Origin of the sequence: Hymenobacter frigidus (assembly GCF_014640435.1) — a bacterium.
GTDB lineage: Bacteria > Bacteroidota > Bacteroidia > Cytophagales > Hymenobacteraceae > Hymenobacter > Hymenobacter frigidus.
In genome coordinates this window covers 93,551-115,174 of record NZ_BMGY01000002.1, presented here as the reverse complement: position 1 = coordinate 115,174, position 21,624 = coordinate 93,551, and the positions used below count along the sequence as shown (strand labels likewise).

Annotated in this window: 18 protein-coding genes; 12 read left to right on the top strand and 6 right to left on the bottom strand. The window is 60.2% G+C overall.

Annotated features, from left to right (window positions below; translation table 11 throughout):
* Nucleotides 1-131: 131 nt before the first annotated feature.
* Complete coding sequence (locus tag IEW17_RS01545) at nucleotides 132-1,778, top strand: LTA synthase family protein (protein ID WP_229748727.1); 1,647 nt, start codon at nucleotides 132-134, stop codon at nucleotides 1,776-1,778.
* A gap of 31 nt (nucleotides 1,779-1,809) precedes the next feature.
* Nucleotides 1,810-3,144, top strand: coding sequence for a tRNA (N(6)-L-threonylcarbamoyladenosine(37)-C(2))-methylthiotransferase MtaB (mtaB, locus tag IEW17_RS01540; RefSeq protein ID WP_188560252.1), 1,335 nt, complete (start codon nucleotides 1,810-1,812; stop codon nucleotides 3,142-3,144).
* Here mtaB and IEW17_RS01535 read toward each other — a convergent pair.
* On the bottom strand, nucleotides 3,141-3,935 hold the full coding sequence (locus IEW17_RS01535) for a helix-turn-helix transcriptional regulator (protein WP_188560251.1): 795 nt from the start codon (nucleotides 3,933-3,935) through the stop codon (nucleotides 3,141-3,143). The two genes, mtaB and IEW17_RS01535, sit on opposite strands and share 4 nt — an antisense overlap.
* 185 nt (nucleotides 3,936-4,120) lie before the next feature.
* Nucleotides 4,121-5,359 carry an ABC transporter permease gene (locus tag IEW17_RS01530; protein WP_188560250.1) on the bottom strand — a complete coding sequence of 413 codons (1,239 nt, stop codon included), beginning with the start codon at nucleotides 5,357-5,359 and terminating at the stop codon, nucleotides 4,121-4,123.
* A 175-nt stretch (nucleotides 5,360-5,534) separates the two neighbouring features.
* Here IEW17_RS01530 and IEW17_RS01525 point away from each other — a divergent pair, with 175 nt between their 5' ends.
* From IEW17_RS01525 to IEW17_RS01515, 3 genes are all read left to right on the top strand, one after another.
* Nucleotides 5,535-6,812 (top strand): asparagine synthetase B, encoded by a 1,278-nt coding sequence (locus IEW17_RS01525; RefSeq protein WP_188560249.1) that lies wholly within the window; start codon nucleotides 5,535-5,537, stop codon nucleotides 6,810-6,812.
* 188 nt (nucleotides 6,813-7,000) lie between these two features.
* A complete protein-coding gene (locus IEW17_RS01520) occupies nucleotides 7,001-7,765 on the top strand; it encodes a phosphatase PAP2 family protein (protein ID WP_229748725.1) in 765 nt (254 codons plus the stop codon).
* Nucleotides 7,766-7,970: 205 nt separating this feature from the next.
* On the top strand, nucleotides 7,971-9,797 hold the full coding sequence (locus IEW17_RS01515) for a glycoside hydrolase family 2 TIM barrel-domain containing protein (RefSeq protein WP_188560247.1): 1,827 nt from the start codon (nucleotides 7,971-7,973) through the stop codon (nucleotides 9,795-9,797).
* Nucleotides 9,798-9,868: 71 nt separating this feature from the next.
* Here IEW17_RS01515 and IEW17_RS01510 read toward each other — a convergent pair whose 3' ends face one another.
* Nucleotides 9,869-10,141 carry a hypothetical protein gene (locus IEW17_RS01510; protein ID WP_188560246.1) on the bottom strand — a complete coding sequence of 91 codons (273 nt, stop codon included), beginning with the start codon at nucleotides 10,139-10,141 and terminating at the stop codon, nucleotides 9,869-9,871.
* 316 nt (nucleotides 10,142-10,457) lie between these two features.
* Here IEW17_RS01510 and IEW17_RS01505 point away from each other — a divergent pair, with 316 nt between their 5' ends.
* From IEW17_RS01505 to fahA, 3 genes are all read left to right on the top strand, one after another.
* Entirely contained in the window at nucleotides 10,458-11,561 is a 1,104-nt protein-coding gene (locus IEW17_RS01505) for an Mrp/NBP35 family ATP-binding protein (RefSeq protein WP_188560245.1), read from the top strand.
* A 51-nt stretch (nucleotides 11,562-11,612) separates the two neighbouring features.
* The gene (locus tag IEW17_RS01500; RefSeq protein ID WP_198069023.1) at nucleotides 11,613-11,828 is read left to right on the top strand and encodes a NifU family protein; all 216 of its coding nucleotides are present in this window, start codon (nucleotides 11,613-11,615) and stop codon (nucleotides 11,826-11,828) included.
* Between the two features lie 185 nt (nucleotides 11,829-12,013).
* A complete protein-coding gene (gene fahA / locus IEW17_RS01495) occupies nucleotides 12,014-13,300 on the top strand; it encodes a fumarylacetoacetase (RefSeq protein WP_188560243.1) in 1,287 nt (428 codons plus the stop codon).
* 138 nt (nucleotides 13,301-13,438) lie between these two features.
* Here fahA and IEW17_RS01490 read toward each other — a convergent pair whose 3' ends face one another.
* The 3 genes from IEW17_RS01490 to lpxK form a co-directional block, all read right to left on the bottom strand.
* Nucleotides 13,439-14,035 (bottom strand): MiaE family protein, encoded by a 597-nt coding sequence (locus IEW17_RS01490; RefSeq protein ID WP_188560242.1) that lies wholly within the window; start codon nucleotides 14,033-14,035, stop codon nucleotides 13,439-13,441.
* 10 nt (nucleotides 14,036-14,045) lie between these two features.
* A complete protein-coding gene (locus IEW17_RS01485; protein ID WP_188560241.1) occupies nucleotides 14,046-16,019 on the bottom strand; it encodes a putative porin in 1,974 nt (657 codons plus the stop codon).
* A 109-nt stretch (nucleotides 16,020-16,128) separates the two neighbouring features.
* Entirely contained in the window at nucleotides 16,129-17,205 is a 1,077-nt protein-coding gene (gene lpxK / locus IEW17_RS01480) for a tetraacyldisaccharide 4'-kinase (RefSeq protein ID WP_229748723.1), read from the bottom strand.
* 108 nt (nucleotides 17,206-17,313) lie between these two features.
* Between lpxK and IEW17_RS01475 the strand changes: the two genes are divergently transcribed.
* The 4 genes from IEW17_RS01475 (at nucleotide 17,314) to IEW17_RS01460 (ending at nucleotide 21,582) form a co-directional block, all read left to right on the top strand.
* A complete protein-coding gene (locus IEW17_RS01475; RefSeq protein ID WP_188560240.1) occupies nucleotides 17,314-17,985 on the top strand; it encodes a DUF6992 family protein in 672 nt (223 codons plus the stop codon).
* Nucleotides 17,986-18,030: 45 nt separating this feature from the next.
* Entirely contained in the window at nucleotides 18,031-19,152 is a 1,122-nt protein-coding gene (locus IEW17_RS01470; protein WP_188560239.1) for a Nif3-like dinuclear metal center hexameric protein, read from the top strand.
* Nucleotides 19,142-19,903: a zinc ribbon domain-containing protein gene (locus IEW17_RS01465; protein ID WP_188560238.1), complete on the top strand. Its 762-nt coding sequence runs from the start codon at nucleotides 19,142-19,144 to the stop codon at nucleotides 19,901-19,903. Before IEW17_RS01470 ends, IEW17_RS01465 begins: the two co-directional genes overlap by 11 nt.
* A gap of 104 nt (nucleotides 19,904-20,007) precedes the next feature.
* Entirely contained in the window at nucleotides 20,008-21,582 is a 1,575-nt protein-coding gene (locus tag IEW17_RS01460; protein ID WP_188560237.1) for a DUF3808 domain-containing protein, read from the top strand.
* Nucleotides 21,583-21,624 lie beyond the last annotated feature (42 nt).

Sequence of the window (21,624 nt, the reverse complement as noted above, 5' to 3'; positions counted from 1 at the left end):
ATCAACATGGGCTAACGGCTCAGCTCCCGGCAGGCACCATTTTAGGCACATTTGGCTATGGGCTACGGCTCGATGCTTCGGCGGCGGCTTATGTGAGCTTAATGCCGTTCTTACTCCTTGTAATAGGCAGCTTGTTCCCCCGGTTTCCGGTGCAGCGTTTGGTGAGCGGTTATACGGCGGCAATTGGCATTGTACTGGCGCTGCTGATTACGGCCGACCTTGAACTGTACCGCGCCTGGGGGTTTCGGCTTGATGATACACCGCTACAATACCTCAACTCACCGACTGAAATGGCCGCGTCGGCGGGCAGCGCGCCGCTGCTGCTGCTGGCGTTGGCACTGCTAACCCTGGTGGGTGGCGGCTGGTGGCTTTACAGAAAAGTAGCGGGGCACCTTGCGCCACTACCCGCTTGGTTTGGACGCGGCCGGGCCACGTTGGCGGCCCTGCTCTACGCCACGCTGCTGGTAGTGCCGTTGCGCGGGGGCACGCAGCAGATTCCGGTGAATCAAAGCGACGTGTATTTTTCCCGCATTGCCTTTGCCAATCACGCAGCCGTCAACGCTCCTTGGAACCTGATGAGTGCGCTGGTGCTGCGGGCCGCCGAGCGCCCGCCACAGCCTTTTATGGCCGATAGTACGGCCCGGCGGCTGGTAGCAACTATCTACCCGCGCGCCGTGGGGAAGCCGGCCCCGGCCGATTCTTCGGCTTCCATCCTGGCCGAAGCCCGGCCCAATGTGCTGTTCATCATCCTGGAAAGCTTCACGGCCAAGCTGGTGGGCAGCGTGGGGGGCGAAGTCGGCGTGACGCCAAACCTGGACAGCCTGGCCCGGACGGGAGTATTGTTCAATAATATCTACGCGGCCGGCGACCGCAGCCAAAAAGGGCTGGTATCGCTGCTATCGGGCTACCCCAACCAGCCCACAACCAGCATTATCAAGTTCCCACGCAAAAACGAGCACCTGCCCCACCTGTGCCGCTCGCTGACGGCAGCGGGCTATAGCTCGCGCTATTACTACGGCGGTGAGCTGGCGTTCGCCAACATGAAAAGCTACCTGCAAACGGCCGGGTACGACCAACTCACCGAGCGCAATGACTTTGCTGCGGCCGACCAGAACTCAAAATGGGGCGCGCACGATGGGGCATTATTCAGCCGAGTGCTGAGTGACCTGAAGCAGCAGCCGCAGCCTTTCTTCGTCACGGCCTTCACCCTGAGCAGCCACGAGCCCTTCGAGGTGCCCATGAAGCCGCGCTACCCCAGCACCAATGAAGCCGACCTGTTTCGGAACTCGGTAGCCTACACCGACGCCACGCTGGGCCAGTTTCTACGCCAGGCCCGCCAGCAGCCCTGGTACGCTCACACGCTGATAGTATTGGTAGCTGACCACGGCCACGTACTGCCCGGCAACTCCTCCAACCAAAGCCCGGCCAAGTTCAAAATTCCGTTGCTGCTGGCGGGCGGCGCGCTGCGGCCCGAGGCCCGGGGCCGAATTATTTCAACCCTGGGCTCGCAAACCGATGTAGCGGCCACGCTGCTCCACCAGCTGCAGCTGCCGGCCGCCGCCTTCCACTGGAGCCGCGACCTGCTCGTGCCCCATGCGGTGCCCTTCGCCTACTACTGCTTCAACAACGGGTTTGGCTCGGTGACGCCAAACGGCACGATTACCTTCGATAACGTGAGCCGCCAAGTGTGGGAGCGCGACCCCGCCGTGACCGATGCCCAGCTGCAGTTGAGCCAGGCGATGCAGCAGGTTTCATTGGAAGATTTCGCCCGCAAGTAGGTCCGCAGCCCGGCCTTACCTTTGTGGGGCCATGACTACCCCCCAATCCGTTGCCTTTTACACCCTCGGCTGCAAGCTCAACTTTTCCGAAACCTCGGCCATTGGCCGGCAGTTTGAGGAAAAAGGCTTCCAGAAAATCCCCTTCGAAGCCGGGGCCGACCTCTACGTCATCAATACCTGCTCCGTCACCGACCACGCCGACCGCAAGTGCCGGAAGGTGGTGCAGCAGGCCCTGAAGCACAATCCCGAAGCATTTGTGGCCATTGTGGGCTGCTATGCCCAGCTCAAGCCCCAGGAAATTGCCAACATTCCCGGCGTGAGCGCCGTGCTGGGCGCGGCCGAGAAGTTCATGCTGGTTGATATTCTGGCTGATTTCAAGAAGCCTGCCGCTGGCCAGCCGGGCCAGGTGTACGCCTCGCCCATTGCCGAAGCTACCGAGTTTCACGCCGCGCACTCGTTCGGCGACCGCACCCGCACCTTCCTCAAAGTGCAGGACGGCTGCGACTACTCCTGCTCCTTTTGCACCATTCCGCTGGCGCGTGGCGGCAGCCGCTCCGGCAGCATCGCCAGCGTGGTAGCGCGCGTCGCAGCCCTGGCCGAAACCGGCGTGAAGGAAATTGTGCTCACCGGCGTCAACCTCGGCGATTTCGGTCTGCAAGGTGCCGAGCGCGAGCGCCGCGAAGATTTCACCCAGCTGGTCGGAGCCCTGGATAGCGTGGCCGGTATCCGCCGGTTCCGCATCAGCAGCTGCGAGCCCAACCTGCTCACCGACGAGATTCTGGACACCGTGGCCGCTTCGGCGCGCTTCATGCCGCACTTCCACATCCCGCTGCAAAGCGGCTCCGACAAGATTCTGAGCCTGATGCGCCGCCGCTACAAGCGGGCGCTCTACGCCAGCCGCGTGGCCCGCATCAAAGAGCTGATGCCGCACGCCTGCATTGGGGTTGATGTGATTGTGGGGTTTCCGGGCGAAACGGATGCGGATTTTCTGGACACGTACAATTTTCTGAACGAACTGCCCATCAGCTACCTGCACGTGTTTCCCTACTCGGAGCGGCCCGATACGCTGGCCCCCACCCTGCCCGGCCGGGTGCAGGACCGGGTGCGGCACGAGCGCACCACCCAGCTGCGCAGCTTGTCAGAGAAGAAAAAGCGGTTTTTCTATGAGCAACACCTTGGCCTGGAAACCGAAGTGCTTTTTGAAGACGACGTGACCGACGGCTACATGGAAGGCTTCACGCCCAATTACATCCGCGTGGTGGCGAAGTACGACCCCCTGCTGGTGGGCGAGCTGAAGCTGCTACGCCTGACCAGCGTAAATGCTTTCGGGTTGATGGAGGCCGAAGAAATGGGTGTGTTTGCCTAAACCATGGCCTGCCGAGCCATGGCCAGCATTTCACGCAGCATTTGCTGCTGCTCCACCAAGTGCTGGTTGCGTATTTCAGCCAGCGCCAATTGGTGCTGCAGGTGCTGGGCATGCAAGGCAGCCGTCACATAAACCTCGGGGGAAACGCCAGTGGGTGCCGCCTGCACAGGTGAAGCCACCGCAACTGGTGCCGTGGCAGCAACTGGGGTAACGGTCGCCTCGGGAAATGGCGTAAACCGGGCCGACGCCGGAGCCCCGGCCGCGACTTCGGGAACTGGCGATGCAGCGGGCGACGCCGCTAGCTCAGCTTCCTGATTCGGACGCGGAATTTCGGCAGCTTCGTGGGGTACCGACGCGGTGGCGCGGGCGGGCTGAGCTACCGCAGCCGCCAGCACCAGGGTGGCCGTTATTTCAGCGGGCTGAAGGCGGGAACCCGCTACGCCTGCCCCGGCCCGACGCTGAACCGGCACTTCTACATCGGTCAAATCAATGGGTTCCAGCGGTGGCTCAGCCGCGACTAGCGGCGCAACGGCAACTGGTTTTGGCGCGTGTTCGCCGCTCACCAGCATGGGTCCGCGACCAAGCAGCAGCCAGTCGCGCGACACATTTGGATAAATTTCAAAAACTTTGCAAAGCAAGTCATAACCGGGCTTATTCCGCCCATCGATGAGGTGCTGAACCACGCTCGCCGTTTTGCCCAGCGAAATTGCAAAGCTGTTTTTAGTCAAGCCAAACTGCTTGATAAGCTGCGCAAAGCGTTGGTCGATGGGAACTATAGCGGAGGCAACCATGGTATTTGCACAAATGAGTAGTTGTGCAAATGTATAAAGAACCCTCTTAGCAGTCCGCATTAACGACTTATTTGGCAATTGACACATATCCACAGAAAAGCCCCGCAAGAATAGTCCGAAGCAATATCGGCTCACTCTTGCGGGGCTTTGCTTTGGGCCAAAGGCCGCTCAGGCCAAGGCGTTATTTATTCGTAGCGTAGCGAATCAATCGGGTCCAGAGCGGCAGCCTTGCTGGCAGGATAGTAGCCCGAGGCCAGCCCTACGCCCACGCAGATAACGAGGCCCACAATCATCCAAACCCACGGCACGAGGAACGAACCGGAGCCGACGAACTTGGCCACAGCGTTGCCGCCCAGCACACCGAGGATAATGCCCAACGTGCCACCCAACAAGCAGATGACGATGGCCTCAATCAAAAACTGCAGACGGATTTGCTTGGCCGTAGCCCCCAGCGCCTTGCGGATACCGATTTCGCGGGTGCGCTCGGTCACCGATACCAGCATGATGTTCATGAGGGCGATGCTGGCCCCGAGTAGCGTGATAAAGGCCATGATGCTGCCCCCTACCCGCACTTTGCCCGAAATAGAATCCAGCGACGAAGCCAGTGACTCGCTGCTTTCCACCACGAAGCTGTCTGGCCGGCCCAATTTGTCCTGCCGCACGGCCCGCATGATGCCGGTGGCCTGGCCCATCACAAAATTCAGGGTTCCAGACTGGTCAGTGGCGGTCTTGATGTCGAAGGAGAGCGCCCGCTGCCGGGGCATGTGGTTGCCGGTTTCGAGGGGTACTAGGGCCAGGCGGTCGGCCCCGCCGCCGCCCATGCTGGCACCGCTCTTTTCCAACAGGCCCACAATGAGAAACCGGCGGCCCAGGGCAGCCACGTACTGGCCCACCGGACTCTGCTTGGGAAACAGCTTGAGGCGAATTTCATCGCCCACAATCAGCACGTTGGCTCCGCTATTGAGCTCGGTTTGCGAGAAGGTGCGTCCTTCGGCCAGGTTGTAGCCCTGAATTTTAAGGTAATTCTCATCGCCCGCAATGACCTGCATGTTGGGATTGGTTTTAATGCCGCTGGCTTTCATTTCCACGGCCCCGGCAATGAAGGCCGACACGCCTACCTGGGCTTCGTCGCCCATGGCTTTCTTGTATTGCCTGGCCTGGAAATAGCTGATGGGCGGGTACTGCCGCGCCTGCACCCCGCCGCGCCGGCCGCGATTGCTGTAGCCCTTGGCGTGCAGCTCGAACGAGTTGGCACCCAGGCTGGCGAAGGTTTCCGAGAGCGAATTCTTCATGGCATCGATGCCGGTGAGAATGCCGACCAGCGCAAACAGGCCAATGCTGAGAATAAGGGCCGTGAGGATGGTGCGCAGCAGGTTGGTGCGGATGGAACGGAAGGCTTCGCGAACGTTTTCGAAGGGACTCATAGTCGGTGATTACAGCCGGGGGCTGAATAATCGTGGAGAGGGAAATAGCCGGTTGCGCCGGCCCTGCGCCGACGGCGGGCCCGGCGCAACTGCCCAAAGTTCGTTGGGCGGCGCTTAACTTGAACCACTGCCCCACAAACCTCGTTGGTTCGGTGCCATTATTTCTCCCCTAAATATGCTGCTTAAGCGTCTTCTGCTCGTTCTGCTGCTGGCTGTAGCCGGCGTGGCCGCGCCCTTGGCGGCCCGCGCCAACCACGTGTTCATCCCGATGGATAACACCCAAAAAGAATGCCTCAAGGCTTACGGGGTGGCCTTTTGGCTGCTCCAGCGGGAGGTGCCCGTCGACTGGCTGCTGAACTACCGGGGCGGCTCGTTCGCGTTCGAAACCACGCCCGGGGCCGAAAATGAGCTGGCCGTGCGCGGCGTCACCTTTCAGGTTATCAGCGAAGCCCAGTACACCGGCATTCTGCAGGAAATAGCCGAGCCGAACGCCAACATGGACGTAATGAAGCTGGAAAAGGTGCCCAAAATTGCGGTGTACACGCCCAAGGGCAAGCAGCCCTGGGACGATGCCGTGACGATGGTATTGGCCTACGCCGAAATTCCTTACACCCAGATTTACGACGATGAAGTGCTGGCCGGTGCCCTCCCCAAGTACGACTGGCTGCACCTGCACCACGAAGATTTTACCGGCGAGTACGGCAAGTTCTACGCCGTGTACCGCTCCTACCCCTGGTACCAGCAGCAGGTGCGCGACGCCGAAGCCGCCGCCAAGCGCAACGGTTTTGCCAAAGTGAGCCAGATGAAAGCCACTGTGGCCGTGAAAATGCAGGAGTTTATCGCCGGCGGCGGCTTCCTGTTTGCCATGTGCTCGGCTACCGACAGCTACGACATTGCCCTGGCCGGCCTGGGCGTGGACCTGGTGGAAACGATGTACGACGGCGACCCCGCCGACCCCCAGGCCCAGTCCAAGCTCAACTACAACCGCTGCCTGGCTTTTCAGAATTTCCAGCTGACGCGCAATCCCTACGAGTACGAGTACTCTAACATCGACATGCAGCCCAACGAGCGCGGCCTGGGCGAGCAGAACGACTACTTCTCGCTCTTCACGTTTTCGGCCAAGTACGACCCGGTGCCCACCATGCTCTGCCAAAACCACGAGAAAACCATTCACGGCTTCATGGGCCAAACCACGGCTTTCCGCAAAAACCTCATCAAGTCCGACGTCATTTCGATGGGCGAAACCAAGCAGACCGGGGAGGCCCGCTACATTCACGGCACGTTGGGAAAAGGCACTTGGACCTTTTATGGCGGCCACGACCCCGAAGACTATCAGCATTTGGTGGGCGAAGAGCCGACGGACCTGGCCCTGCACCCCAACTCGCCCGGCTACCGCCTGATATTGAATAATATCCTGTTTCCAGCGGCCAAAAAGAAGAAGCAGAAAACCTAAGCCGACCCGGCCGTGTGCAAGTTTGAAGAAGCCTTGGCGAGTACAGCCAGGGCTTTTTTGTGCGCTGCCCTCAAAAGATTATGGCCAAGAGCCAAAAGACATTTATAACGGGCAACCAGCATGTAACTTTCAGGGCCCCAAATACAACTTACCCAGAAGTTATGCGTTTGCGCCTCGTTTTGCCTTTGTTGATTTTATGCACAGGGTTGCGGGTGCAGGCCCAGGTGCCGGTTGCGGACAGTGCCGCGGTAGTTGTAGTACGCCCGTTGCCGCCCAGTAGCTTGCGGTCGGTAGCGTTGCGCATAGCCGTGCCGTCGGTGCTGGTGGGTGTGGGCGTACTGGCCCACAGTCCCCGCTTCAACCAGACCTTATATGAGGCCAAGCGGGAGATGCAGGCAGAAACCCGGGAGATTTTTGGCGGCTTCAACTCCCACGGCATCGACGACTACACCCGCCATGTGCCGCTGGCTGTGGCCTACGGCCTAATGGCGACCGGCCACCGCGGCGAACGTACGGCCCTGGGCTTCACGCTCATCTACCTGGCCGCGCACGAGCTGGACGCTGGTGTGGTGAGTAACCTCAAGCGCATCACGGCTGAGGCCCGGCCCAACAACGCGAACGATTTGACCTCCTTTCCGTCATCGCACACGTCGCAAGCCTTCCTCACCGCCACGCTGCTGCACGAGCAATACGGCCGCCAATATCCCTGGGTGAGCGTGAGCGGCTACGCCGTGGCGGCCGCCACGGGTGCCATGCGCGTGCTCGGCAATAAGCACTGGGCCACTGATGTGCTGGCGGGCGCGGGCATCGGCTTTTTATCAGCCGAGACGGTGTGGCATTTGTATCCGGTCCTCACTCGCCTGTTGCCCAAAGGGGTTGCCCACAAGCTGCTCGTAATGCCCACCTATGCCGCGGGCGGGGGCACAGGTTTTGCCCTGGCATATCAACCCTAAGCGCCCCCAAAGGGCTGAGCGTTGGGAAGAATAGGGGTCTTGTAGCGGCATTTTCGAGCCAACGCCTTATTCGTTCTGCGCGGGATGAATGAGCTATTGCCGTCAAATGCATCGCTGGCCAGCGGTTAGCCGTTAGGCCTACATCATAGTCAGAATGCGGCTTTAAGACATGACCCGGGCCGCCGACTCTCATTTCAGCTTCTGCATGCACCCGTTGCTCCCCACCAACTACAGCACTTCGGTAAGTCGCGAAGAGCAGCCCACCCCGGCCAACCTCCTGCCCCGCGCCGTACTGCGGTCCAACAGCTACTTGCTACTCGATGGGCCTTGGCACTTTGCTCACGACATCGACGACCAGGGCCTGATTCACAACTGGGCCCAGGGCCACTCCTACGAACACATGGCCCAGTGGCCCGGGTCGGTTGAAACGCATTTGCGCGAAGCCCGGGGCCAGAAAGAAGGCAGCGCCTGGCACGACCGGGTGGTGGTATGGTACGAGCGCGAATTCGACCGGCCCGCTATGGACGTGCCGCCGGCGCTGTCCATGCTTCAACTCACGTTTGGCGCCTGCGGACATGAAACGCGGGTCTGGCTCAACGGGCAGCTCCTGAAAACCATCGAGGGCGAAGACGTGCACTACGGCGAGTACACGTCGTTTACCTACGAGCTGGACGAAGCCGCTTTGCTCCCCGTGAACCGCCTTACCGTGCGCATTGCCGATACCATGGATGCCGAGCTGCCCCGCGGCAAACAGGAGTCGCACGTGTACAAGCGCGGCGGAATCTGGTACCAGACGTATACCGGGGCCGTCCGTAGCGTGTGGCTCGAAGCCGTGGAGCGCAACCGCCTGCGCTCGCGGGTGGGTGTGGTGAGCGAAGTAGAAGACCAGCTGGTGCGCTTCAACCTGACGCTACGCCTGCACGATGCCGGGGATTACGTCATCCGCTTGCAGGTGTTTGACCCCGCGCAGCCGAATGATGCGCTGCCGCTGGCCGAGTCAGACTTTGGCCTGCACATGGCCGCCGGCCAATGGCAGCAGCGCGTGGTGCTGGAAGTGCCCGAAGCCCGCCTCTGGGCGCCCGAATCGCCGAACCGCTACCGCCTAGTGGCCCAGCTCATCGATGCCAACGGCTACGCTGCCCGCATCGAAACCCTGTTTGGCCTGCGTAAGATTGAAGCCCGTGGCCGCCATGTGTACCTCAACAACAAGTCGATTTACCTCGACGGCATACTGTATCAACCCGGTGAGGCCACTTACGAGGAAATGCAGCGCCACATGCACGCCATGAAGGCCTTGGGCTGCAACCTGGTGCGGGTGCACATTGCCGGCATCGACCCCCGCATCTACAACCTGGCCGATGAGCTGGGATTACTGCTGTGGGTGGAAGTGCCCAGCCCGCACAGTTCCACCGTGCGCAGTCGCATCAACCACCGCGCCGAGCTGCTGCGCATGCTCACGCTGAGCGAAACCCACCCGTCCATTGTCATTTGGAGCCTGTATAATGAAGATTGGGGCGTGCAGGACATCGCCACCAACGCCGACACCCGCAAGTACATCATCGACACCTACCACTTCATGCAGATTGCCTACCCCCAGTTTCTGGTGGTAGACAACGACGGCTGGCACCACGTGTCCTACACCGGCCGCCTAAAATCGGACCTGCTCACGGCCCACCTCTACACGCCGGATTTGGGGCGTTGGCAGGAGCTGCTCGACCGGCTGATAAATGGCGAGATGAACGGCACGGCGGCCTACCCGCTGGTCGTCGGCGACCCGTTCTTTTACCGTCATCAGGTTCCGCTCATCGTGAGCGAATGGGGCGGCTTTGGTTTTCCTGACTACGGCGGACCGCAGGACGCGGAAGCGCGCACGGCCAGCATCAGCGCATTCAAACAGGAGCTCCGCCGCCGGCCCATCGCGGGCGACGTGTACACGCAAGCCACCAACATCGAGGACGAGCGCAACGGCCTGATTGACCCGCAAACCGGAGCCCTTAGCGTGCCGGCGGGGCTGCTTGCTTCGGGGAAGTAGCTAATCGGGATAGTTCGGATTGGGGGCGCGGCGCAGCCGCTCAGTGTCTGAGCGATAACTCGGGCCGGCTCTCAGGTTGCGACCAGGGTAGCCGTGATGCACCAGACCGAACCCAGGGCCGTGTTGTTGGTCCGTAGTTGGGTGAGTATTTGCTTGGGCACAGTGCTCGTGATGGAAGCCGGATGCACCAGTTTGGCTACTGCCACGGACTGGCTCAGAGCAGGCACTTTGGCCGCTACGGGCACTACCAATTCAAAGGTAACTGATTGCTCGTTTTCTTCGCAATCAGCAAAGCAGCGCATATCTACGCTGCCGGAGGCGGAGGTTTTGTCGAAGTCTTGCATAAAAAAAGCGGATAGGGCGGTGCGTACTGGGCTTGAAGTCAGCCTGGTGAGGATGGGGTGAATTTATGAATTTATTTTGATTTATTTTAATAAAAATGCTAAGGCTGTGCTAATAACTATATTTTTTCTGCTAATACACTTTCCGGCACGCTGAGCAACCCAACTACCCCGGCAAGCGGACTTGCCATTCCCGGTGCAATATTTTTAGCTCACGATTGCCTGTACCTTGAAAAAGGCAATTTGCGCCGGCCCGAACCGGTCCGGCGCTTCCGGGGTTATCTTTGCGAGCCGCCATTTTCCGGCGCTTTGCAGCCTTATGACCATCACCAAAGAAGCCGTTCTCAAAGCATTGAGCTACGTGGAAGAGCCCGACCTGGGCCAGGACCTCGTGACCCTCAACATGATTGAGAATATTGAGATTGACGGGCTTACTGTCGCGTTCACCGTGGTGCTCACCACCCCGGCCTGCCCGCTCAAGCAACTCATTCACGATGCCTGCGAACGAGCCATCCACACAATGGTTGACAAGGATGCTAACGTAGTGATTACCATGACCTCGCGCGTGACCACGCTGCGCAACAACCGTGGCGACCTGCTGCCCGGCGTGAAAAACATCATCGCCATTGCCTCAGGCAAGGGCGGCGTGGGCAAAAGCACGGTTGCGGCCAACCTGGCGGTGGCGCTAGCCGCCACCGGAGCCAAGGTTGGCTTGGTCGACGCCGACATTTCAGGTCCCAGCATGCCCGTTATGTTCGGCGTAGAAAACGAGGCTCCGCACGTGTTTCAGGGGCCCAATGGCAAAAACCTGATTCAGCCCATTGAGAAATACGGTGTGAAACTGATGAGCATCGGTTTCCTGGCCCCGGCCGAAAGTGCCATCGTATGGCGTGGGCCCATGGCCTCGTCGGCCCTCAAGCAATTTATCACTGAAGTAGACTGGGGCGAGCTCGACTACCTGCTGCTCGACCTGCCGCCCGGTACTTCCGATATTCATCTCACGCTGGTACAAACCGTGCCCGTGACGGGGGCCGTTATCGTGACCACGCCGCAAAAAGTGGCCCTGGCCGATGCCCAGAAGGGCTTGCAGATGTTCCGCCAGCCCCAAATCAACGTTCCCGTGCTGGGCGTAGTCGAGAACATGGCGTGGTTCACACCGGCCGAGCTGCCCGACAACAAATACTTCATTTTTGGAGAGAATGGCGGACAGCGTCTGGCCGAGCAGCACGATGTGCCGCTGCTGGGCCAGCTGCCGCTGGTGCAAAGCATTCGGGAAAACGGTGACGAGGGCCAGCCCGCCGTGCTCGACCCGACTTCGGTAGTGGGCCAGCTATTTGCTAATTTAGCCGAAGCCGTGGCCCGTCAAATAAGTATTCGCAACAACGTGGCCCCCAAAACGGCCGTCGTGCAGATGAACTCCTAAATGCCCGTGGAAGAGACTATCAACATTGCGCCCGCTTTCGAGCATCCGCTTATGCCCCGCATTGAGGCGGCGCTGAATACGCTACGCCCCTACCTCGCCACCGACGGCGGCAACGTGCGCGTGGCCAACATCACGCCCGAGGGCGTGCTGCAGCTGGAATGGGAAGGCGCCTGTGGGGCCTGCCCCATGTCGCCGATGACCCGCGCCGGCCTGGAGGACACGGTGAAAAAAGCCGTACCCGAAATCACGGCTGTAGAAGCGCGATAAGCGTTTTTGGGCGGCTATGTTCGAAGAATAAGAAGAACGTCATGCTGAGCGTAGTCGAAGCATCTCTACCGCGTAAGTAATCATTTACTTGCGAAGTAGAGATGCTTCGACTACGCTCAGCATGACGTTTTTTTTCGTTTTGGTGCTCCGTCTGCCTTATTTTTGCCCCGTACCTCCCCCCTGCTATGCCCAACGCGCTCAACTCGCCCGCCCTCCGCTCCTGGATTGACATCCGCCCGGAAAGCGACTTCCCCATCCAAAACCTCCCATTTGGCGTGTTCGAAACCGAGGAGCGGGGTCCGCGGCTGGCGGTGGCTATCGGGGGCTACGTGCTTGACTTGTACGCGGCTAGTCAGTTGGGCTTTTTTGAAGACCTGACGGAGTTGGGGGATGCGCAGCCCAAGGTGTTTCGCCGCCGCTCGCTCAATGCCTTTTTACGCCTGGGTCGCCCAGCCTGGCGGGCCGTGCGCCAGCGCGTGAGCGAGCTGCTGCGCCACGATGAACCCCGCCTGCGCGACCACGAAGAAGCCGTGCGCGACTGCCTGCTGCGCCAAACCGAGGTGCGTATGCTGCGCCCCGTGAAGCCCGCCAACTACACCGATTTCTACAGCAGCATCGAGCACGCCACCAATGTGGGCACGATGTTTCGTGACCCCGCCAATGCCCTGCTGCCCAACTGGCGGCACTTGCCCATTGGCTACCACGGCCGCACCAGCAGCATCGTGGTATCGGGCACGCCCATCCGGCGGCCCAATGGCCAGCGCAAGGCCCCGGACGAAGCCCTGCCCACCTTCGGCCCCAGCCGACAGCTCGATTTTGAGCTGGAAATGGCCTTTGTGGTAGGCACCGGCACCGCCTTGGGCGAAACCGTACCGCTGGCTGATGCTGAAGCCCATATTTTCGGCCTGTGCCTGTTCAACGACTGGAGCGCCCGCGACCTGCAAAGCTGGGAATACGTGCCGCTAGGGCCCTTTCTGGGCAAGAACTTTGGCAGCAGCCTCGCGCCCTGGGTCGTCACGCTCGATGCCCTGGAACCCTTCCGCGTGGCGGGCCCCATGCAAGAACCAACGCCCCTGCCTTACCTGGCCCAATCGGGGGAGCACAATTTCGACGTGCACCTCGAAGTGGCCCTCACGCCCGCTCACGGCCCCGCCACGGTCATCAGCCGTGCCAATTTCGGCCTCATGTACTGGAGCATGGCCCAGCAGCTCACCCACCACGCTTCCAACGGCTGCAACCTCGAAGCCGGTGATTTGTACGCCTCCGGCACCATCAGCGGCCCCACGCCCGACTCCCTGGGCTCGATGCTGGAGCTGGCCTGGCGCGGCACCCGCCCCGTGCCCCTGGCCGATGGCTCCGAGCGCAAGTTCCTGCTCGACGGCGATACGGTGACCATGCGAGGCTACGCCGAAAAAGATGGCGTACGTATCGGTTTCGGTGAGGTTAGCGGCACCATTCTGCCGGCTGAATAATGCTAGAATTTATAATAAAATAACGTCATGCTGAGCGCAGCCGAAGCATCTCCACCGCAACACTGGAAGTTAATTAGTGGCGCAGTAGAGATGCTTCGGCTTCGCTCGGCATGACGTGCTAATTTACACCTCTTTCAATTAGTGCATTCTATCGTCGCGCACGGGCAGGTTGGTCACGATTTCACCTTCAATTAATAGCAATTCCTGCAGGCGCTCTTCTACCAGTTTCGGGTCGGCGTATTCTTTGGCTAATTCGACGTAGGCCACGAAATGCGCAGCTTCCGAAACCATCAATTCATAATAGAATTTACTCAGCTCTTTATCGGCGATATTCTGCCACAATAATTTGAACCGCTCGCAGCTACGAGCTTCAATCAGGGCCGAAACCAGGAGCTGGTCTATGAGCTGACGCTCGCGGGCTCCGCCCTTGCGCACGTGGGCCAATAGCTGCACCACGTACTCATCCTTGCGGGGCCGACCAAGCGCAAAACCGCGTTTGCGTAGCTCCAGCAGCACTCGCTCGAAGTGGCTCCACTCCTCGGCCACAAGGTCAGTGAGCTCATCTACGAGGCGCGTTTTCTCGGGATAATGGATAATCATGCTGATGCCGGTGCTGGCGGCTTTCTGCTCGCACCAGGCGTGGTCGACCAAAATATCTTCGATATTTTTCTCAGCAATATCTACCCAGCGCGGGTCGGTATTCAGCTTTAATTTTAGGATTGTTTTTTCTTTCATCTACTGATTTCTAATTAAAGAAATTCCATTTTAAACCCAGGGTGAAACGCCGCGGATACCCGCTGTAATATGGCGTCGTGAAATAGCCGTCATTGAGTATTCCTTGGTTAACGTATGATGCTTTCAGAAAGATGGAAACAGCCCTGATATCAGCGGAAAAAAACACGTTGACCACCGGATAATTCCGAATAGTGAAATGGTCCTGCTGATAAAACTGCTGCGTGCTAGGGCTGTAGTCAAAAGCCCGCAGGCGCGACTGGTAATACATTTCAGCCCCCACTTGGCTGAACATGGCTTTGCGGAAAATATAGCTCTCGTAATAAATCCGTGAGTTGCTCACCAGGGTGGGAATACGTACCCCATCGACGTTGCCGCCCTGGGTGTATGTGGCTTCATTATCAATCCCAACCCGGCCCAGCCGCACCTGATGCCGCGCATGGACAATCTGCAGATTGCGGGCAACGCTGGCTTGCTCCGGCACACCTTGCGTGTTGTAGAATATGAGGTCGGCAATATTTACGAGGCTGGCGCTGGCTTCGAAGCGCTGCTGCGTGAAACTACCGAAATCGGGCAGCTTAAGGCGCAGTCGGCCCGTGAGCTGGGTAGTAGAAGTATTTCTAAAAGCACTATCGCTTTTTGGCAAGTGGTGCCACTCGTAATTATTACCTACCAGCTCCTGCTGCGTGAGTGTGGGAGCATAGGATGAGCGGAGTATTTCGGCCGACAGCGGACCGGTGCGCACGGAAGCCCGCAGCCAGTATTCATCAAAGAATTTATATTCGCCCGCCGCCTCAATGGCATAGATTTTTCGGTAGTTAAATGCCGCCGTACCGCCCACGAATCCCTGCCAGATATTGCGCGTGGGAGCCCCTTGAACCAGAGCCAAACCGGTGGTGGCCGGCGTGGCCGAAAACTGGTTGATGGTCAGTGATTGGGAAGTTAAATTAGCATTACGCAAGCGGCCGTAGAGGCGGTATTCCACGGCTTCAGTGCGGCCGAGTACGCCCACGGTATTTTCTACTTGCTGGTATTCGGCGCGGTCCAGTATCGCAGTCGTGTTGCGTATTACGCGGGGATAAAACAGCACGCGTGGGTAATTCACCTCTCGGGTATTTAGTCGAACCAAGGATTGGTCTAAATAGCTGTTGTATTGTCGCTTGGCATCAAAGGTATGGTACACCGTGAGGCCACGACCGAGCAGGCGGTAGGTTTGGGTGAAGTAGAGTTCGTCGCGGGCTTCGGTGTTGGCAGCTTGGGTTAAATACACCCGCTGTTGCGCGTAGTTGAACAGGTCGCGGGGGCGGGTTTCGCCCGTGGGGATGCTGTCGCGACCAGCAGGGTTTTTCACAAGCCGCGTAATGGGCCAAATTCCACCCTGCTCGATGGACCGATGACGCACGTTACTAAAATTGAAGAGCAAATGGTACCGCTCGTTCTCCGACTGCAGACGCCCAAAAACCAGCAAGTTGGAGTGCTCCACCAGAGCATCGCGCGAGGAACGGGCTGCCAGAATTTTATTCGAGGCAATCCGTTCATAGACGAACCCGATGCTGAAATTCTTGCGCAGGCTCCGGCTGTAGCTAAGCTCGAACACCTGCTCGCCCGAACCCGACTGGATTACCCGAAAGAATGAATAAGGCGAACGGGAATCGTAGTACGGCACGGCCGTGGCATCGCGGGCATACCTATCAAATACGTTGCGGCCGAAGCGGGCCCCCAGCTGCAAGTTGGGCTGATAAAGCAGCGGCCGCGAAGCCGTGCCCAAAGCCCCCAAATCCTGCTGAAACGTGGTGTCGTGGACCCAGTACCGGGACTGCGGAAAGCGCGTGAGCGTGGTATCGAGCAGGGTGCCGCCAGTGGAATCGCGCAACACCTCGGCCTCGTAGATGACGCGCGTGGTTTTGGGGCCATAAAGAACCTTGGTGGAGTCGTCGAGCACCTGGGCGCGGGCGGCGGGCACAGCCAGCAACAGCAGGCAAGCCATTATGAGCCCCCAAAGTGGCCACAGCAGTAATGAATTTCGTTGCAGGGCCTTCAAGCAGGTAACAAATACGCCGGGCTTCGAGGAAGCAGCCGGCTGCGTAAGGGGTAAATCAGGGTTTCGAGGCAAACGCTTCGGGCAGGAGGCGACACAACCGTGCGGCTCCATCGCCCAAAAACGCCACCCGCACCGGAATGATATAGAGGGGCAGCCCGGTCAGAGCAGTCCGCAGTTCGGGGGCGAGCAGGCGCGTGGCGTCCTTTTCGGTCGTAAAAATAGGCCAGGCCGCCCGCCAATGCGCCCGCACCGCCACCAAGTCAGCGGGCTGGAAGGCGTAGTGGTCGGGAAAAGCAGCTTGGTATTGAATAGAGTAACCCCAATGTTCAAGGTGTTCGCGCAACGGGCCGGGCTGCGCTATTCCGGTGAGCAGCAGCGCCGGGACCGGCCCGGAACCGGCAGCTGGCAGCGTTAACGGCAGCGTTTCGGACATCACGGCCGTTGGCTGACCATAGTCATACGCTGAAAAAATAACCGGAATCACCGGCTGGCAATACCGCCGAACGCGCTGAACTGCAGCTTGCTGTGCGGCCAACGACAGGTCAATGGGGCACTTCGTGAAAATGATAATATCGGCCCGGCTCGCGCCGCCCCGGCTTTCGCGCAGGCGGCCCGCCGGCAGTACCTCATCGTCGTAAAAAGGCCGGGCAAATTCCGTTAGCAGCACATTCAGGGTGGAGCGCACGGCCCGGTGCTGGTAGGCATCGTCGAGAACGATGACCGTGATTTCGGGATGATAACGCAGAAGCAGATGAGCTCCCAGTCGGCGCTCTTCAGCTACTGCCACGGGCACGCCCTGCGCCGCGAAGGCCTCCATGTACTGCCAGGGCTCGTCGCCCACGGTCGCGGCCGAATCGGTGGGGCCAGCCAGCCGAGGGCCCTTCGTGCGGCGGCCGTAGCCCCGGCTCAATATGGCTGGGTGGTGGCCCTGGCGCAGCAATTCTTCCACCAGCCACATTACGTGGGGGGTTTTGCCGGTGCCGCCCACCCGCAGGTTTCCCACATTGAGCAGAGGCACCGCAAAGACTTCGGACCGTTTCCAACCAATGTCGTACAGCCAGTTGCGCACCGCCATCACCGCGGCGTAGAGCCAGGAAAACGGCAGCAGTAAAATAGCCAACACGGACAGCATACGGGGGCAAAAGGCCAAAGCAACGGCCCGCAAAAGTACGGAAATGGCCCGGCCGCCCGCACAAACTCACGGCGAGACGGTTGCTTGACCTCATTACGCTTCTCCAAAATGACCATTCCCATGCGCCTGCCCCCGCTCATTTTTGGGCTGATGAGCCTGCTGGCCACGCCGCTCGCCCAAGCCCAGGCCTTGGCCGACTCCCTGCCCAAAGCCTCGGCCGCGCCCCCGCTGGCCCTGGCCGATTTTGCCGCCGGCCGCACCCGCCTCGACCAGCGCGGGCTGACCGTATTAGGCGGCTGGGCCGCGGGCAATTTGCTGGTCAGTGGCATCGCCACGGGCCAAACCACCGGCTCCGAGCACTATTTTCACCAAATGAACATTGGCTGGGGGGCGGTGAACCTGGTGCTGGCCGGCACGGGCTACCTGGCCGCCCGCCGGGCCACCCGCCGCCCCGCCAACGACCGCGCCAGCAACGTGCGCGTCCAAATCAAGACCGAAAACCTGTACCTCTTCAACGCCGGCCTTGACGTGGCTTACCTGGCCACCGGGCTGTATTTGCTGGAAAAAAGCCGCAACCCCACCGCCGCCGGCTCCTCCGACCGCTGGCGGGGCTACGGGCAGTCGCTGCTGTTGCAAGGCGGCTTTTTGCTGCTCTTCGATGGGTTCCAGTACGCCGCGCACCACCGGCACGGCCAAAAGCTATACCCGCTGCTCAGCCGCGTAAGCATTGGCCCCGGCGCGATAGCCGTGACCTGGCCGCTGGGCCCGGCCGGGGAATAAAACTGCGGTTATTTGCACCGCGTGTTTAAAACCAAAACAGAAAAAATGCCCACCGTTCAAGACCTGGCCCGCCTGCTGGAAGCGGCCGCCCCCCTCGCTTACCAGGAAAGCTACGACAACGCCGGCCTGCAATGTGGTGACCCACAGGCCGAAATAACGGGCGTGCTGATAACGCTGGACTGCACCCCGGCCGTGGTGGCCGAGGCCCTGCGGCGCGGCTGCAACGTGGTGGTCGCGCACCATCCGGTCATTTTTCGGCCCCTGAAGCGGCTTATCGGGGCCAATGAAGTCGAGCAAACCATCATTGCCGCCCTCAAAAACGACGTGGCCATTTACGCGGCCCACACCAACCTCGACAACGTGCGCGGCGGCGTGAACGACAAGCTGGCCGAAAAGCTGGGCTTGACAAAAACCCGCGTGCTGGCCCCGCAGAGCGGCACCCTGGCCCGCCTCATCACCTACGTACCCAACCGGCCCGAAGACCAGCAAGCAGACCTGGCCGACCGCGTGTTGGCCGCGCTCTACGCCGCCGGAGCCGGCCAGGTGGGCCAGTACGCCGACTGCAGCTTCCGAACTGCCGGCACTGGCACCTTCACGCCCGGCGTGGGTACCCAGCCAGCCATTGGCACGGTAAATCAACCCGAAATCGTGCCTGAAGTGCGCCTCGAAGTGCTGCTGCCGCTGCACCGGCAGGCGGCCGTGCTGCGAGCCCTGCGCGCCGCGCATCCCTACGAAGAAGTGGCTTACGAGCTGATTAAGCTAGAAAACGTGCACACCGAAGTGGGGGCTGGACTGGTGGGCGAGTTACCCACCGCGCTGGCTCCGGCCGCGTTTCGGCAGTTGCTGAAGCAACAGCTGCTCGTGCCCGTGGTGCGGCACACGGCCTTTGAACAAGACATTAAAACCGTGGCCATTTGTGGGGGTGCGGGGGCGTTTCTGATTGGCGCGGCGCGAGCGGCCGGGGCCGACGCCTACGTGACCGGCGATGTGAAATACCACGAGTTTTTTGGGGCCGAAGGCCAACTCATGCTCTGCGACGTGGGCCATTTCGAGAGCGAACAGTTCACAAGTGAGGTGTTTCAGGATTTGCTAACCGCCGGATTTGGACGTACTTTTGCGGTCTTAATCTCCGAAACCCCTACGAACCCCGTTCAGTATGACTGCTAAAAGTGCCGCCGTGGCCCCCGCCGACGTTCCCGTAGCCGCCAAGCTCGAAGCCCTGCTCACCTTGCAGCACCTCGATTCGCAGCTCGATGAAATCCGGCGCGTGCGCGGTGATTTGCCCGAGGAAGTCCGGGATTTGGAAGACGAAATTGCTGGCTACGAAGTGCGGGTCAAGAAATTTGACGAAGAAATTCAGGGTCTGAACGACTTCATCAAGAGCCGCAAGCAGGCCAGCAAGGACGCCGAAACGCTCATTAAAAAGTACGACGAGCAGCAGCAGAACGTCCGCAACAACCGCGAGTTCGAAGCCATTGCCAAGGAAATTGAGCTTCAGCGCCTGGAAATCCAGATTGCCGACAAGAAAATCAAAGAGTCGCAGTACCAGATTGACGTGAAAAACGCCGAAATCAGCGGTACGAAGTCGAAACTGGACGAGCGCCGCAAGGACCTCGACAACAAGAAAGGTGAACTCGACACGATTGTGGGCGAGAACGAAGAGGAAGAGCGCGGCATCATGGTGCAGCGCGAAGCCGCCACCCAAGTGGTGGAAGCCCGCCTGCTGACAGCCTACACCCGCATTCGCGGCAACGTGCGCAACGGCCTGGCCGTGGTGCTGGTGCGGCGCGATGCCTGCGGCGGCTGCTTCAACACGGTGCCGCCCCAGCGCCAGGCCGACATCATCTCGCACAAAAAAATCATCGTGTGCGAGCACTGCGGCCGTGTTCTGGCCGACGTGGAAGCTCGCGCGGTTTAAGTGCAGGCTTGGGCAACTTCAGTTTTTGATTTGCTGATTGAAATTGTGAAAAGGAACGGCCCGGTGCCGTTCCTTTTTTTGTTGAGAACAAGTAGCTGATGGCGATGCTGGCCGAATTATTTCGAAATCTGCGGGGGCTTGGGCGGGTACCGGCGCGCCGGTGGCGGGGGACGCTGGGCGTAGCGGGCTGGGCGCTGGTTTCGGGTTTTATTATCCCACCGCAGGCTGCCACGCCCGCCACCGCTGCCACCAGCCTGCCTGCGCCCGCAGACGGGCAACTCACGCCCAATAGCCGCCGCGCCTACGCGGAAGTGCTGAAACTGCGCCTGGGTCCGGCCCGCGAGCTGCTGCGGCTGGAGTTGGCCAGTACCCCCACGGCCCCCGCTCCCCTATTGGTAGCCAACTGCGCCGATTTTGTCGAACTCGTGGTTTCGCAGGATGCCCGCCGTTTTAGTGAGTTGGAGGAAGCGCAGGAGGCCCGCCTGGCGGCGCTCGATAAAGCGCCCGCCAGCGCCCTGCGCGACTATGCCCGCGCCGAAATCACCCTGCACCTGGGCCTGAGCCAGCTGCTGTTCCAGCATCTGGTGATGGGCGGCTACCATTTGCGCAGCGGCTACCACCAGATGCAAAATGTGGTGCAGCGCTACCCGGCATTTGCGCCGGCCCGCAAGACGCTGGGCGTGTGCGAGTTTGCGGTAGGCTCGTTGCCCGAAGGCTACCACTGGCTCCTGCGCCTGCTGGGCTTCACGGCCAACGTGGATACGGGCCTGAAAAACCTTGCCCTGGCCGCCGCCCAACCCAACGACTTCCAGACCGAAAGCCAGATTTACCAGTCCCTGATTCGGGAGAGCTACTACAAAAAGCCGGAAGACTGCCTGCGGCTTACCGAGCGCCTGGTTGCCCAGCAGCCTGACAACCTGCTGTTTGCTTACCTGATGATGAGCGTGAGCAAGCGCCAGCACAACGGCGAAGCCGCCTTGGCGGCTTATCGGGCCCGGCCCACCGGTGCTGGCTACCTACCGGTGCCTTACCTCCACCACATGGCTGCCGATTTGTTGCTCTACAAGGGCGACTACGCAGCATCGGAACGCGAAAATCTGGCGTTTCTGCGCGATTTCAAAGGTCTGCATTATCGCAAGGATGCGGCGTTTAAACTGTATCTGGCCGCGTGGCTGGGCGGGCAGCCCGTCGTTAGCGTGGGCCGCTACCGCGAGCAAATCAACCGCCCTGGCCCTTCCGATGTGGAAGAGGACAACTATGCCCAGCACTACTACCACGAGGCCCAAGCGCTAAACCCCATTCTCACCCGTGCGCGCCTGCAATGCGATGGCGGCTACAACCAGCAGGCGCTGATTACGCTGCGCAGCTTTCGCGTCTCGCCCACAATGCTGTGGCGCGACCGGATTGAGGAGCCCTACCGCCGTGCCCGCGCCTTCCAGGGCCTGGGCCGGCTCGACTCGGCTTGGTTTTATTTTGAGCGCACCCAAACCGTGGCCGGCCCCAAGGCCCCCTACTATTTCGCCCCCCAGGCGGCGTTGCAGCAAGGCTACATGGCCCAAAACGTGGGCAAAAACGCGCAGGCCCGCTTCTATTTCGAAAAAGCGTTGCGCTACCCCTGGCACGAATACAAAAACAGCACCGATGCCAAAGCCAAACTGGCCCTGCGCGAGTTGAGATAGAGCCAAACCGAGCACTTTCTTGTTGAGTGAAAGCCCAGCCCT

Coding starts and splice junctions, on each gene's coding strand:
- lpxK (WP_229748723.1), bottom strand. CDS start 17,205: ATGCTGTCCGTGTTGGCTATTTTACTGCTGCCGTTTTCCTGGCTCTAC.
- IEW17_RS01475 (WP_188560240.1), top strand. CDS start 17,314: ATGACCATTCCCATGCGCCTGCCCCCGCTCATTTTTGGGCTGATGAGC.
- fahA (WP_188560243.1), top strand. CDS start 12,014: ATGCCCAACGCGCTCAACTCGCCCGCCCTCCGCTCCTGGATTGACATC.
- IEW17_RS01500 (WP_198069023.1), top strand. CDS start 11,613: ATGCCCCGCATTGAGGCGGCGCTGAATACGCTACGCCCCTACCTCGCC.
- IEW17_RS01470 (WP_188560239.1), top strand. CDS start 18,031: ATGCCCACCGTTCAAGACCTGGCCCGCCTGCTGGAAGCGGCCGCCCCC.
- IEW17_RS01465 (WP_188560238.1), top strand. CDS start 19,142: ATGACTGCTAAAAGTGCCGCCGTGGCCCCCGCCGACGTTCCCGTAGCC.
- IEW17_RS01530 (WP_188560250.1), bottom strand. CDS start 5,359: ATGAGTCCCTTCGAAAACGTTCGCGAAGCCTTCCGTTCCATCCGCACC.
- IEW17_RS01490 (WP_188560242.1), bottom strand. CDS start 14,035: ATGAAAGAAAAAACAATCCTAAAATTAAAGCTGAATACCGACCCGCGC.
- IEW17_RS01460 (WP_188560237.1), top strand. CDS start 20,008: ATGCTGGCCGAATTATTTCGAAATCTGCGGGGGCTTGGGCGGGTACCG.
- IEW17_RS01515 (WP_188560247.1), top strand. CDS start 7,971: ATGCACCCGTTGCTCCCCACCAACTACAGCACTTCGGTAAGTCGCGAA.
- IEW17_RS01485 (WP_188560241.1), bottom strand. CDS start 16,019: ATGGCTTGCCTGCTGTTGCTGGCTGTGCCCGCCGCCCGCGCCCAGGTG.
- IEW17_RS01525 (WP_188560249.1), top strand. CDS start 5,535: ATGCTGCTTAAGCGTCTTCTGCTCGTTCTGCTGCTGGCTGTAGCCGGC.
- IEW17_RS01505 (WP_188560245.1), top strand. CDS start 10,458: ATGACCATCACCAAAGAAGCCGTTCTCAAAGCATTGAGCTACGTGGAA.
- IEW17_RS01535 (WP_188560251.1), bottom strand. CDS start 3,935: ATGGTTGCCTCCGCTATAGTTCCCATCGACCAACGCTTTGCGCAGCTT.
- mtaB (WP_188560252.1), top strand. CDS start 1,810: ATGACTACCCCCCAATCCGTTGCCTTTTACACCCTCGGCTGCAAGCTC.
- IEW17_RS01510 (WP_188560246.1), bottom strand. CDS start 10,141: ATGCAAGACTTCGACAAAACCTCCGCCTCCGGCAGCGTAGATATGCGC.